The 13,584-nt window shown below is 55.1% G+C and carries 14 protein-coding genes; 1 reads left to right on the top strand and 13 read right to left on the bottom strand.

Annotated elements, in window-relative coordinates:
• The 10 genes from IHN22_RS03565 to dpaL form a co-directional block, all read right to left on the bottom strand.
• On the bottom strand, positions 1-608 hold a 608-nt coding region (locus tag IHN22_RS03565; RefSeq protein WP_300985357.1), incomplete at its 3' end, for a lectin-like protein.
• 336 nt (positions 609-944) lie between these two features.
• Positions 945-1,109 (bottom strand): hypothetical protein, encoded by a 165-nt coding sequence (locus tag IHN22_RS03560; RefSeq protein ID WP_191433504.1) that lies wholly within the window; start codon positions 1,107-1,109, stop codon positions 945-947.
• Between the two features lies 1 nt (position 1,110).
• Positions 1,111-2,397: a cytosine permease gene (locus IHN22_RS03555; protein WP_191433502.1), complete on the bottom strand. Its 1,287-nt coding sequence runs from the start codon at positions 2,395-2,397 to the stop codon at positions 1,111-1,113.
• Between the two features lie 17 nt (positions 2,398-2,414).
• Positions 2,415-3,719 carry an amidohydrolase family protein gene (locus tag IHN22_RS03550; protein ID WP_191433500.1) on the bottom strand — a complete coding sequence of 435 codons (1,305 nt, stop codon included), beginning with the start codon at positions 3,717-3,719 and terminating at the stop codon, positions 2,415-2,417.
• Positions 3,720-3,722: 3 nt separating this feature from the next.
• Positions 3,723-4,220 carry a nucleoside deaminase gene (locus IHN22_RS03545; RefSeq protein ID WP_191433498.1) on the bottom strand — a complete coding sequence of 166 codons (498 nt, stop codon included), beginning with the start codon at positions 4,218-4,220 and terminating at the stop codon, positions 3,723-3,725.
• 191 nt (positions 4,221-4,411) lie between these two features.
• Complete coding sequence (arcC, locus tag IHN22_RS03540) at positions 4,412-5,344, bottom strand: carbamate kinase (protein ID WP_191433496.1); 933 nt, start codon at positions 5,342-5,344, stop codon at positions 4,412-4,414.
• A 12-nt stretch (positions 5,345-5,356) separates the two neighbouring features.
• The gene (locus IHN22_RS03535; protein WP_191433494.1) at positions 5,357-6,565 is read right to left on the bottom strand and encodes a YgeY family selenium metabolism-linked hydrolase; all 1,209 of its coding nucleotides are present in this window, start codon (positions 6,563-6,565) and stop codon (positions 5,357-5,359) included.
• 28 nt (positions 6,566-6,593) lie between these two features.
• The gene (locus IHN22_RS03530) at positions 6,594-7,688 is read right to left on the bottom strand and encodes a dihydroorotate dehydrogenase (RefSeq protein ID WP_191433493.1); all 1,095 of its coding nucleotides are present in this window, start codon (positions 7,686-7,688) and stop codon (positions 6,594-6,596) included.
• 17 nt (positions 7,689-7,705) lie between these two features.
• Positions 7,706-8,740 carry an ornithine carbamoyltransferase gene (locus IHN22_RS03525; RefSeq protein ID WP_087399592.1) on the bottom strand — a complete coding sequence of 345 codons (1,035 nt, stop codon included), beginning with the start codon at positions 8,738-8,740 and terminating at the stop codon, positions 7,706-7,708.
• A gap of 175 nt (positions 8,741-8,915) precedes the next feature.
• Positions 8,916-10,130 carry a diaminopropionate ammonia-lyase gene (gene dpaL, locus IHN22_RS03520; RefSeq protein ID WP_207733067.1) on the bottom strand — a complete coding sequence of 405 codons (1,215 nt, stop codon included), beginning with the start codon at positions 10,128-10,130 and terminating at the stop codon, positions 8,916-8,918.
• Between the two features lie 157 nt (positions 10,131-10,287).
• Between dpaL and IHN22_RS03515 the strand changes: the two genes are divergently transcribed.
• Positions 10,288-10,887, top strand: a complete 600-nt coding sequence (locus IHN22_RS03515; protein WP_158098636.1) for a TetR/AcrR family transcriptional regulator — start codon at positions 10,288-10,290, stop codon at positions 10,885-10,887.
• 57 nt (positions 10,888-10,944) lie between these two features.
• Here IHN22_RS03515 and IHN22_RS03510 read toward each other — a convergent pair whose 3' ends face one another.
• The 3 genes from IHN22_RS03510 to IHN22_RS03500 form a co-directional block, all read right to left on the bottom strand.
• Entirely contained in the window at positions 10,945-11,535 is a 591-nt protein-coding gene (locus IHN22_RS03510; RefSeq protein WP_087187474.1) for a TetR/AcrR family transcriptional regulator, read from the bottom strand.
• A gap of 123 nt (positions 11,536-11,658) precedes the next feature.
• The gene (locus tag IHN22_RS03505; RefSeq protein WP_191433489.1) at positions 11,659-13,005 is read right to left on the bottom strand and encodes a transglutaminase-like domain-containing protein; all 1,347 of its coding nucleotides are present in this window, start codon (positions 13,003-13,005) and stop codon (positions 11,659-11,661) included.
• Positions 13,006-13,020: 15 nt separating this feature from the next.
• Positions 13,021-13,512, bottom strand: a complete 492-nt coding sequence (locus tag IHN22_RS03500; RefSeq protein WP_191433488.1) for a hypothetical protein — start codon at positions 13,510-13,512, stop codon at positions 13,021-13,023.
• Positions 13,513-13,584 lie beyond the last annotated feature (72 nt).

Here is a 13,584-nt window from a genome sequence, read left to right as displayed (position 1 = left end):
ACAGATATTTGATATGTACCATTGTTCAATATATCGTCTACATAGTACCCGACAAATACTTCAAATGTGGTGTTTTTAGGGATACAATTAACAGTTTTATCTGATATAAACCGAAATTCCCCAGTGCTGCTGTTGTCCCATTCGCAAATAAATGTGCCATTATTAAATTTACCGTCATTCCATGTCCCATCTTTAAATTTATAGTAGAACATGGCATAGTCCTCTTTGCTGTTTTCCGCGTTAGGCTCTCCGGGGTGCCAATTTGTATAGGTGACAGATTCTCCTGTAACCCAAACCCATTCCCCCTCTTTTGCACTGTCAGTTAGTCCGAAATAGGCGCTGCTGTATCCTGAATCAATAAGAAGATTATATAAAAAGTTATTCTCATCCGCAGATGAGATTGTAGCAAGATGTCCGCCAAGAGATATGCAATACGCTTGGGCTTCTTCCCATGTTTCGCAGATCCCGTCAAAAACTTGATAGGAGTGTCCTTGAAACTCATTCTTCTGGCCCTGCAAATTGGCTGCAGCGCTGGTTGGATAAGGAATTATTAATGTCAATAGACAAAGGGAAAGAAAACTACTGAGTATCTGCTTTGCTTGCTTCATGTACATCTCTCCTTTAGTGTCATTGGTATTGGAATGCCTTCCTAAAACTATACTTCCTGTAAAAATTACCATATATTGATATATAGTTCAAGGATAATCTAAATTAAATATGGCAATAGGAAGATGCTGACTAAGATGAGTCAGAGGCTTCGATTCATAGTATGAGAGTATCCTGTGTGAAGGGTGCTAAACGTATGAGTGCCATTCCTGTCATATATGTATTACGGCAACTAAGTGCACAGTTAAATGTTTGGTAAAGAAATTCCTTCTGTTCGAAGTTTAGATGCAAAAAAGCCCAGGGGGCATTTGCACCCTGGGCTTTTTGTAATATAAGGATTAAGGCCTCCAGAAATAAAACGCATAAGACATAATGACAATGCTGATTACCAGCAAAATGCTTCCGGCCAGCAGCATATTAGAGGAAGTTCCCAGACAGGCCATGAAGGAGCTGATTCCCATCAACACGGTTCCAAAGAATGCAATCCATTTATATTTTGTCATTTTAGTTGCCCTCCTTGATTTCGGCCTTTGCAGGCTTGAGCTTCATGAGGATGACATAGAGAATCATGGAGATTACGATACCATTGACGGACGGCTGTCCAAAGGGCAGAAGGTACACAAGAGCCACGGAAATTGCCCAGGTGATCCAGGCCATGATGTTCCAGTCCTTGATGTCAGCCTTGGCCAGTTCTTCGTAATGCCCACGCTTGACAATGTAGTAATCGGCGAAGATGATGCCGGCCAGCGGAGGAACCACGTTGCCCAACACATCAAGGAAGGTGAACAGGAAGGTGATTTCATAGGGCTTCAGCATGGTCAGAAGGGCGCAGATCACCAGGATAACGGTCAGCATCTTCTTGCGGCCCATGTTGAATGCGTTGGACAGGTTCAAAGAGGTAGAATACAAATTTGCGGCGTTGGTGGTAAAGATGTTGGTGGTCATCAAAATGATGCTGGGCAGCACCAGACCCATGGAGAGCAGAGCGGAGGTCAGGTCGCTGTTGTTCAGGGCGATGGCGGTGATGGCGCCGCAGATAACCAGAAGGCTGTTGCCGCCTACCAGACCGGTGACGCCGCTGAGCACAGCCTCCTTGGTGGTGCGGGCATAGCGCATGATGTCCGCAATGCACGCGACTGTGCCGAATACCCAGGTTCCGATGATGAGGGTAACACCCTCAACAATGGTAATGGGATCTTTGGGGACGTAATTCACGATCATGGAGAAGTCGCCGGTTACCACAACGGCTTTTACCGAAGCTGCAATAGAGAGGAAGATAACCGCGGGAATGGCCACGTAGCCCAGAATGGAGATGGCGTCAAAGCCGAACAGGGCGAAAATGCCCATGACAAGGGCGCTGAGCATCATGCAGATGATCTCTCCAACGCCGCCCAAATTAAACACCTGGGCGATAAGATGACCGTAGGTGGCGGACTGAATGGTGTACCACCCGATGTTGACGATGGGAACGAAAAGCGAGGTGATCTTGGAGCCCTTCCGACCGAAGCTGTGCCGTGTCAGCAGAGCGAAGGTAAGGCCGGTGCGGCTGGCAATGATACTGACCAGAATGGCCAGAACGCTTAAAAAGACATTTCCCAGGATGGTGGCCAGAATGATTTCGCGGAAGGTCAGACCGGCAGCCAAGCCGCCGCCTGCCACCATGCTGGTGATGAGGAATACATAGCCGGTCCAAATAATGGTGATGCTGGCGAAACTCTTTCGTTTGTCCCGTGGAACCTCACACAGTTCGTAGTCGTTGTCTGCTGCCTTGACTTTTTCCTTTTCCTTCATGAATGACGCCCCTTTCATCATTTCTGCTGGGAAATACGTGCCCATACCTTCTGAGCACTTGCGCGGCTCTTTTGGCAGATCTCAGATTCATCAAACTGTACCTGGTAATTTCTCATCTTTGCTTCACCGGCACACCAGACGTCGCTGGGCCGGTAGCTGTTGAATATGCCGTCCAGGATGTGTGCCCAAACATTTTCCTGAGTGATGGGGGTAGGCGGAAGATAGGGTGCAAGGGCAAAATCGGCTTCACAGCCGGCTTCCAGCCGGCCAAGTTGGATATGCAGCAGCCGGGAGGCAAATTCATAACCGCTGCGGATGCAGTCCAGCAGCATACTGTAGTCAAACCACCAGGGATTCTTGGTACGCAGGTGCATCCCGAACATGGTGTTGCGCAGATCCGCAGCGATGTTGGTACCCAGTGTATCGTTTCCTACCATGACGGGTACGCCATACCGGCGGAAGAGGCGAAAATCAGGGATACCGTTTCCGGTGTTCAGGTTTGAGGTCACATTGATGGCTGCTGTGGCGCCGTATTCAGCCATCAGTGCCGCCTCCCGAGCATTGATGTTGACACAGTGGGCGAAGATGCTGTTGGGGGTAATCAGGCCGTGATCCGCAAAGCGCTCCACGATCCGTTTTCCGTAACGGGCTACCGACTCCTCTTCGTCCTCCAGACTTTCGCCCACATGGACGTGCAGCGGGATATTGCCGATTGCCTGAGCGACCCGGTCCAGCGTGCGTTCGCTGAGTGACAGGGAGGCGTGCATACCAAACATAGCCCCGTGCATTTCACTGCTACCTTTTTGGGCAAAGGACAGGTTTTCACGGATACAGGCCTCCACATCAAATCGATCGCTGGTTTCAAAACAGAAGAGGCCGCGCAGTCCGCTTTCGTCCACCCAGGCCTGCTTGAGTGCATCCAGCGTGCCCTCTATCTGGGTTCCGCTGGCGTGGTGGTCAAAAATGGTGGTCACGCCGCAGCGGATGTGGTCCAGAGCCAGTGTCTTTGCGCTCCAGTAGGAGCTTTCCACATCAAGAGCACCATCCACCGTCCAGTAGAGCTGCTCCAGCTGTTCCCGGAAGCAGGTGGAGCGGATGGGCGGCAGGGGACAGCCTCTCATATAGGCGCCGTACAGATGGGCGTGGCAGCTCAGCAGACCGGGCAGCAGAAACGCACCCTTTGCGTCGATCACTTCGCAGTTCTCTGGCTTATGCCACTGACTCATGGGGCTGGTTTCGGTGATTTTACGGTCAAATATGAGATAGCTGTCTGGACGGTAGGAGTAGAAGTCGTAAATATTGGCATGAATGATGGCTTTCATGGCTTAGACTCCCTCGGGCGGGATACCGGGAATCCCCAGGGAGCAGACCCAATCCCGAATGATCTTGTTTGCCGGAGGGAAGGGAGCGCCGCTTTCCGAAATCATGGGTTTGGGGCTCCGGGCTGCAAATTCCTCGCTGTGGATCTCCAGACCGCCGGGCAGGAGCTTGTTCAGATCTGCCTCGGACATGGCGTATTTGACCTTGGGGATCCCAGCCCAGAACAGAGCGCCCATACACATGACGCAGGGCTCCATCAGGGCGTAGACCGTACATTTGGCCAGAAATTCCTGCGGATATGCCTGTACCGCCCGCTGGGCCAGGACAATGGTATCGTGGGCGGTGGGATCGTTCCGGGTGTGAGCCAGATTTCCCTGTTCCATCACGATTTCTCCATTCTCATCCACCAGGATACTGGCAAAACCGTCGTCTCCCCGGTCCATGGCTTCTCGGGCAAGTTCGGCGGTTCGCTGAAAGTAAAATTCGTCCGCTTTCCACTTCATGCTGCGAAACCTCCCTTCGGAATTGCCTATATTTTATCGATTAGTCAGTCTGTGGTCAATTCACGAAGTGACCGCATTTTTGAGATAAAAATTGTGCAATATATACAATAAAGTATGATAATTATTATTGAAAACGACGAATAAACCATGCTTCATTCAGCACGGCTTATTCGTCGTCATACGATGGCTTTTTATTGGGCGATCACAGTGCCGGTCAGACCGTTCAGTGCGTCACCTGCTTTTTCCAGAAGGGTGATCAATGCTCTGCGTCCCGGTTTGGAGGCAGCAAAATCCATGGCGGCCTGTACCTTGGGCAGCATGGAACCGGCAGCAAATTCTCCGTCGGCCACGTATTTGGCAGCCTGATCCGGTGTCAGGCGATCCAGCCAGACCTGATCCGGCTTTCCAAAGTGGATGGCAACTTTTTCTACGGCGGTGAAAATAATCAGCTCGTCGGCGTCCAGGGACTTTGCCAGCACGCAGCTGGCAAAGTCCTTGTCCACAACAGCGCCCACACCCCGCAGATAACATCCCTGACGGACAACAGGGATACCGCCGCCGCCTGCTGCGACAACCACCTGTCCGGCCTGAAGAAGGGTGCGGATGGTGTCGATCTCCATGATCTCCTGGGGCTTGGGGGAGGCAACCACTCGCCGATAGCCCCGGCCGGCATCCTCCATAAAGCGATAGCCCTCTTTTTCCAGTTCTTTGGCCTCCTCCAGAGACAGAAAGCGTCCAATCGGTTTGGTGGGGTGCTGGAAGGCGGGATCGTCGGGGTCTACCCGGGTCTGGGTGATCACAGTGGTGACCGGCTTATCGATGCCCCGCTTCAGCAGTTCCGCATGGAGAAAGCTCTGAAGATCATAACCGATGTATCCCTGGCTCATGGCCACACAGACGGACATGGGAATGATGGACTGTCTGGGATCGGCCCGATGGAGTTCCGACATAGCCAGATTGATCATACCCACCTGGGGCCCGTTGCCGTGGAAAATCACGATTTCGTTTCCCTCTGCGATCAGGTCAGCCAGAATGCGGGAGGTATATTTGACCGCCTCCAGCTGTTCAGGCAGGGTATTTCCCAGGGCGTTTCCACCCAGGGCCACCACAATGCGCTTTTTCATCTGTCCAGCTCCTTACTTCAGGATGTAGGGCAGCATGGTGTAGAAGGCGCTGCAGGTGACCAGATCGTTGACGCGGGTGGTCTCATTGGGTTTGTGGCAGGCCTCCACATCACCAGGCCCCATAATAACGGTGGGAATGTGATGGCGGCCGCAGAAGGCCACGGCGTTGGTGGAGTACACACAGGGACCGGGCACCAGATCCTTGCCGTAAAGCTCCTGGAACGCCTTGCGGGAGGCTACCACCAGCTCATGGTTCTCCTCGGTCTTCCAGGTGGGGAAGTAGAGCTCCTGGGTAAAGTCGGTGTTCTTGTAGCCGCGCTTGGCATAGGAGGGCATATAGACCTTGTAGGGAGGCTCGCCCAGAGCCTTGGTGATGTAGTCCACCACCTGGCCGATGGCGATCTCCTCGTTCTCACCCCAGGTCAGGCGGCGGTCCAGATAGAGCTTGGCCTCGTCAGGAACGGAGCACTGGGAGGGGCCCTTGACCTCCATGGAGGAGACCACCACGGAGCCCTTGCCCAGGAAGTTGTCCTCATCGGGCTGCAGGTCCTCGTTCAGCTGCTCCATAGCCAGGGCGGCGCGGGCGGCCTTGTAGGCGGCGCTGACGCCGTTGTGGGGCAGGGAACCGTGAGAGGAGATGCCCTTGAGGAGGATCTCAATCTCCATACGGCCCCGCTGGCCACGGAACAGACGGCAGGCGGTAGGCTCACTGGACACGATATAGTCGGGCTTCAGACCTTCCTTCTCGATCTCATAGAGCCAGCACAGGCCGTCACAGTCCTCTTCCATAACAGTAAAGGTATAGTAGATGGTGAACTCGCCGTCGTAGCCCAGTTCCTTCAGCATCCGGGCGGAGGCGATCATGCAGGCGGCGCCGCCCAGCTGATCGGAAGCGCCCAGGCCGTACACCAGACCGTCCTCAGTGACTTCGCCGCAGAAGGGGTCCTTGTTCCACTGGGTCCGGTCACCCACCTCAACGGTGTCGATGTGGGCGTCAAAGGCCAGCTTCTTGGGACCATGGCCAACCCGGCCCACCACGCTGCCCAGACCGTCGATGTGGACCTCGTCAAAGCCGGCCTCCTGGCACAGCTGAACGATCAGCTCGCAGCGGTCCTTCTCGCGGCCGGAAAAGCCGGGGACCCGGATCATCTTGCCCAGCAGCTCCGCAGTATAGGCTCTGTACTTCTCACTGAGCTCACGAATGCGTTCGGTCGGTACCATGATAATAAATCTCCTTTACAAACAATCTTCAGATTTCGCTGATGACATTGGTAATGGCGTGAGTGGGACATCTGCTCTGACACAGGCCGCAGCCGAAGCACTTGGACTGGTCCACCACAGGTTTGCCCTGTTCCATATGGAGCGCAAAGTAGGGGCAGCAGCGCTCACACAGACAGCAGCCGGTACAGGTATCCTGATCAAAGTGGGGGAAGGATGGGGTGTTGCTGGGAGCGGTGGTAGTCAGGCAGGTGGCTTTGACATCCTCCACGCTGGTAAAATGATAGCGCTCCAGGGCGGCGGGCAGATCCGCCAGAATCTTGCCGTACAGATCCCGGCCCTTCCGCATGGCCTCGGACAACATCTGTACCGCGTCGGCTCCCGCCAGCAGGAACTCGATCACGTCCTCAGCGGTGGCGCAGCCGCCGCTGGCAATGACCGACAGGTCGGGGAAGGCCTGTTTGATCATGTGAACGTAGGCCAGCGCCAGCGGTTTGATGGCGGGGCCGGAAGTCCAGACATAGCCGTCGGCCGTACCGATCAGGGGACGGCGGTGCTCAATGTCGATGACCATATTGGGCCCCAGAGAGGTAATGGCCACGATTCCGTCTGCTCCGCTCTCCCGGCAGGAGGCGGCAAAGCCTACGGGATCAGAAATATTGGCGTTCATTTTGACCCAGACGGGCTTTTTGGTGAGGCCCCGCAGCACTGCCACGATCCGCTTGACCTCGTCGAAGTCCTTGCCCACATACCGGGGAATGTACTCATATCCGGCCACCAGCGGCTCCAGCTGAGGGACCATCTGCTTCAGGTCTTCGTCGTCGTACCCCACACTGGCAATGATGGGCGTGTCACACTGATTGCGTACCTCGGGGAGGTATTCCCCGATCCATTGGGATGCGGGATGCTCCGACCAGGCTTCGGAATTGAAGATCATGGTCCGGTTGCCTGCGATACAGGGGCGGCCCACCTCCGCTGCTTCAGGGGCAATGGTCTTTGTTACGATGGCGCCCAGTCCCTGCCGGGCCAGATAGAGAATCCGTTCGGCGTCTCCAGTCAATGGGCCCGAGCCGGGGAGCAGGGGAGAAGAGAGCTTCAGCCCGGCGGCATTCGTGGAGATATCCATGAAAACTCCTCCTTTACTCAGCGTCTGCCACCCATGGTCAGATCCATAACAGCCTTGACTGTATGCAGTCTGTTTTCGGCCTCCTGATAGATGATGGAGTGAGGACCGTCAATGACGGAGTCCTCTACCTCGTTGACCCGGTCGGCGGGCAGCGCGTGCATATAGATGCTGTTCTCAGAAGTGAGATCCATCAGCTCCTGGGTGCACTTCCAGGACTTATTCTTTGCCAGACGCTCCAGCTCCTCCTGGGTCAGGGTGGTGTTGCCCTCGCGCTTCTCATCGGTGGGAGCCTTCTTGCTGTCGGCGTACCAGCTGCCCCAGTTCTTGGGGATCACCACATCGGCCCCCTCAAAGGCCTCACGGATGTTGTGGGTGATGCGGATGGTGCCGCCGTTCTTCCGGGCGTTCTCCTCCGCCTGAGCGATCACCCAGTCGGGCAGCTCGTAGCCCTCGGGATAGGCCAGGGTGACCTCCATCCCGTAGCGGGGGAAGAGCAGCGCCTGGGTGACGGGCACAGAGATGGGCTTTTTGTGGGTAGTGGCGTAGCACCAGATGATGGAGACCTTCAGGCCCTGGGTTTTGGTGCGGCCAAAATGCTCCTGAATGGTCATCAGGTCGGCCAGACCCTGCATGGGGTGGTACAGGTCGCACTGGAGATTCAGAACGGGCACTCTGGAATACTTGGCCATCTCACGGATGTAGGCGTTGCCCACGCCCCAGCCGCAGTGACGGCAGGCAATGGCGTGACCGTAGCTGGAGAGGATCATTGCCGTATCCTTGGCGGAATCGCCGTGCTGGATCTGCATCTTGCTGGCATCCAGGAAGTGGGCGTGGGCGCCCAGCTGGGTGGCGCCGGCCTCGGTGGAGTTGCGGGTACGGGTGGACTCGTCAAAGAACATCATAAATACGGTCTCGTCCCGCAGGCTTGCGTGGGGAATCTTCCGAGCGAATTTCAGTTTCAGATCATAAGCTGTGTCCAGGCAGGTATCGATTTCTTCGTTGGTCCATTCCTGCAGAGTGATCAGGTGCTTGCCGCCCATAGAAGTTACCATAATATTTCCCTCCGTTTTAGACTGACTGATTGATCAAATTTGAGGCCATTTAAAACGAGCCTGTGGCTCGCATTAGTTTGATTAGTCAGTCAGATTTCCTGCGCTTATTATATGACAAAGCTCTTTTTGTGTCAATCTTCTATTATGGACAAAAAATCAAAAGAAATTTAGACATTCAGACGGAGATATCGGCCCCGTTCCATACGATATCGCGATAACGCTGGGGATCAGTGTCGCCCTCGGTAGAAAAGAGAAGTACGCTGGAGGTTTCATCAAGGCCGATCGCCTCCCGCAACTCGCGGTACTCCGCGTTCTCCATCAAAGTGGCCAGCAGGCCCATTCCCACTGCGCCGCTTTCTCCGGAAACCACCTGGGGATCGCCTTTGCAGGGGGCGGACAGCATTCTCATACCTTTGGCAGCCACCCAGTCCGGGCAGGAGACAAAGAAGGAAGCGTGATTGCGCAGAATGTCCCAGGAAATTGTATTAGGTTCTCCGCAGGCCAGGCCCGCCATAATGGTTTGCAGATCGCCGTCCACGGTACGTAGCTGTCCGTCACCTGCCACGGCACCCCGGTAGAGGCAGTCGGCGGCCTGGGCTTCCATGATGATGGTTTTTGGGGAATTTTCGGGAAAGAGATTGTGGAAGAAGCCTACCACTGCACCAGCCAGGGAGCCTACCCCCGCCTGCGCAAAAATGTGGGTGGGACGGGCGGCGCCAAGGGACTTGAGCTGCTCGGCGGCCTCCATAGCCATGGTTCCGTAGCCCTGCATGATCCAGGCAGGGATTTCTTCGTAGCCATCCCAGGCGGTGTCCTGCACTACGACGCCGCGCTGGGTTTCCGCAGCCTCGGCGTCGGCAATACGTACACATTCATCATAGTTGACCTCCTCAATGGTGACCTTGCCACCTTCCCGGGCAATGTTGTCAAAGCGGGACTTGCTGCTGCCCTTGGGCATATGGACAACGGCCTTTTGTCCCAGGCGGTTGGCAGCCCACGCCACACCGCGGCCATGGTTGCCGTCTGTGGCGGTAAAGAAGGTGGCCTGTCCAAATTCTTGCTTGAGCTGGTCACTGGTCAGGTAATCATAGCTCATCTCGTCTACAGATTTACCAAGCTCTTTGGCGATGTACCGGGCCATGGCAAAAGAACCGCCCAGGACTTTAAAGGCATTCAGGCCAAAGCGATAGGACTCATCCTTGACAAACACATCCTTCAGCCCCAGATGTCCGGCCATACGGGAAAGCCTGGCAAGAGGGGTAACAGCGTATTGGGGAAAACTCTGGTGAAATCTGCGGGCCCGCTGCACCTCATCCAGAGCCATGACGCTCAGCTGCTGGTCCCCGCTTTTGGGCATTTTGTTGGCGCTCCACTTGATGACTTCCATAATGATCCTCCATTTCTGACGGCTTTGTGCCGGTGTATGGCAAATATATCACATCCCAGAAAAAAATCAACTAGTCAGTCAGCTTAATGGATTTGATTTTTTACGACCGGTTTGATATACTGATGATACGAAATGGATGGCAGAAAAGAGGATGCCGATCATGGAATATAATCCTATGGAAGAAACGATCCTGGCTGCGGCGTTTGAGGTGGTAGACAGGGAAACACTCAACGGGACCCGTATGCGTTTGATCGCAGAGGAGGCCGGAGTGGTGCAGTCCAATCTCCACTACTATTTCAAGACAAAACGGGACTTGCTGCTGGCCCTGCTGCGTTATATCCAGAAAAACTTTTCAGAAAAGCGAGAGGCGGTACTCAACCAACACTCCAATACCCTGGCAGATAAGTTGGCTGGTTTCTTTGAGCAGAAAAAGCAGATTATTGAGGAAGAACCTCAATATGACAGAACACAGTTTGACTATTGGTGCATGGGACGGGTGGATCCTGAGATCAACGAGGAGTTCTATCAGTCTTATGAGATCTGGAGAAAGCATATTGCAGAAACCATTCGTCTGTATGATCCTGCAGTAGAAGCAGAAACGGCCGCCCTTCTGGCTCATATCATGGTTTCCATGATGATGGGAGAGTCCCTTCAGGTGCTGAATTCCAAGCTGACAGTAGATTTGGACCTGTATGCGTCCCTCTGCTGCGATATGCTCATGGAATACCTTCACACCGCTCCATCAACTGTACAGGCATGATAAAAAGCGCCCCCGGAAAGAATCTCTTTCCAGGGGCGCTTTCTGTGTAGGAACCAATCAACCTGCTTGATGCAGCTTGTTTAGCTCCAGAAGGATCAATTTTGTGCATACCTCAAAATAGCGATCCAAATCAAAGTCGGCACGATTCATGATCTGCATGACGGCGCCTACGAACATGGATACCATAATATAGCCCAGTGCCCGCTGGGTTTCGGCGGGAATTTCGGGATAAGCCTGCGCGATCAGGCGGATGGCCTGTTCCCGCCAGCCCTCATAACTCTCGTCAAACAACTCCTGCATCTCCGGCTCTGTATGAGCATACAGCCAGAAATCGATCTGTACCGTTTCATAGCGCCAGTCTTCGTCCAACAGGCGTCTGGGCTCCTGGAAGAAATGCGCGATCTGACTTTCAACGGGTGTGTCCGGATCCACAGCATCCTGCTTGCGACGCTCTGTAAACGTATCCTGAATCATGCAGAAGAGTGCCTTCATCAGTGCATCTTTTGTTTTAAAGTGATAGTGCAGATTGGACTGGGACATCCTAGCTTCTTCAGCGATCAGGTGCATCCTGGTTCGGCTGATGGTTTCCCTTGCTACGACCTCCAGGGCCGCGTCCAATATGGTTTTTTCCTGTGGTGTAACCTTCATCTTTCCCACGCCTTAGTTCCTTTTTTTATCATTTTATCGTTTTAGGTGAAGCCTGTCAAGGAGCGGGGCCCTGGTTACAATGGCCCGGAAGGTCGGATGAGTCCTCCGACAGTAGGATGCCTATCAGGTTTCTCCGGGCAGCAGCTCAAACTCCAGAAGCTCCTGGCTGGTCTCCCGCTCCGAGGCATCCAGTCCCCGGCCGCCCACCATCATTTCGCCTACCTGATTGTCATAGGGGTCCTGCCGCCAATCCTGCATGGGCGGTGTCAGAGGCGCCTGGAAGGCGCTGTTTGCCACCATACGCCAGGGGTCCAGACTGCCGAAGTAGTGCCGGCGGCGCTCGGTCTCTCCATTGCGCCGGGCCGAGGAGCCAAAGGAGCAGTCTGCCCACAGCCAGCCATGGGGCGCCAGATAGAACATGGCCCAGTCGTGGGGGCCAACACTGTCCGGCCGGACGGCCAGGCCGCTCTGCCAACGAGCGGGGATGCCGGAGATGCGGCACAGGGTGATAAAGAGCAGGGCAAATACGCCGCAGTCTCCCCGCAGGGTCTTGGCGCACTGGTCGGCGATACAGTCCAGTTGGAGGTAGGCGGGTTGGTAGCGGTAGTCCACTTGGCCGGTCACATAGTCATAGATAGCCCGGGCTTTTTCTGCCGGTGTGGAGCACCCCCGGCAGATGTCTTTTGCCAGTGCCCGCAGGTAGGGGGTAAAGACGATGTGGGGAGCTTGCTCCTCCAGATCGAAGGTGGGCTGAACAGGGTCCAGCGGCAGTGTCATGGGGTCGGTATACTGGGCCCGAATGAGATAGCGGTAAGTTACGGAGAATGTATCCACCCCCTGTGTCCGCCACCACATGGTGCGCTGAGGGGCACATTCCGGAGCGGCTATGCCCCCGGGTGTGTGGTCCAGAATCTGAATCTGGCTCTGCTGGGGACAGGCGGCGGGGATGGGCAGCCAGGCCTGAACCTCTTGCCCGGTTACCGGCGCCAGGGAGCGGATGGTGGCCCGCAGCGTGATGCGGGCAGTAAGGGCACCCTCAGCCTCCATCCTAGCCAACACGGCGTCCCGGGCGGAGTGATCCTGGGGCTCCTGTATGAGACCGGGGGCTTCTTTGGGGTATATACGAAGGGACTCCAGGAACCGCTCCTGACACCGCAATTCTCCGTCGATCATGCGCCAGTCAATGCGCCCGTGGTCCACCAGAGTGTCAAACTGTTCCTCCGTGCACTGGGGCCACTCTGCGCGGATCATAGCCAGGGCCTCGGCACGGGAGTAGGGGTAGTCGTGAGGCAGACGGGTCAGCCGCAGCCGCTCCGCCTCCAGGCGGAGAGCCAGAAGAGGCTGGGTGCGGCTGGCCAAACGCTGGTCGATGAGCCGGATGGCGCCTGCCACGTCGCCCATCTCCTTCCGGCGGGCGATGTCTGCCGGCAGCGGATCGTTCAGGTGCAGAAAAGCATCGTTTTTGGTCATATGACAGGCCTCCATTTACGAATCCTTGGTGAGTTCCAGACCCTGTGCTCCAATGTCTACAGAGCCGTCCTTCAAAGAGATGAAGGGGGAAAACTCTGCCGTCTCGTCCTCGTAGGTCAGACGGATGGTTGCGTCGGCGAAGATATCGCTGGCGTTGCACTGGAGGATAAAGGGCTGGCAATCCGGGTCCTGGTAGATCAGAATGGGTTGGGAGGTCTCCAGATCGTTGCGGTACAGGGACAGCTCCATACCCGTATATCTGGGGATCACCAGATAGCAGTCTCCGGCGGAGAGATAGTGAACAGGCAGGCTGTCATGATCCAGATAATGCTCCACATAGTAGTCCAGATCATCGATTTGCTGATATCCCAGGTAGGCCACGGCATAGTACTGTCCGTCCTCAAAGGGAATGGTATCCTGTTTGGAAGCCTCAGGCTGAGAGGTACAGCCGGAGAGAAGGCCCAGGCAAAGGAGAAGAGCGGAGAGGCCACAGGTCATTTTTTTCATAGCGCATCCTCCAAATCTGCCAGCTGGCGGCATCATTCTGATTGATGTGGGCAAAGCCATTATAGCAGGAAA

It is taken from the genome of Flavonifractor sp. An112, assembly GCF_904377885.1.
In the GTDB taxonomy this organism is placed as follows: Bacteria; Bacillota; Clostridia; order Oscillospirales; family Oscillospiraceae; genus Flavonifractor; species Flavonifractor avicola.
The sequence above is the reverse complement of the archived record's forward strand: the minus strand, read 5'-3'. Positions and strand labels throughout refer to the sequence as shown.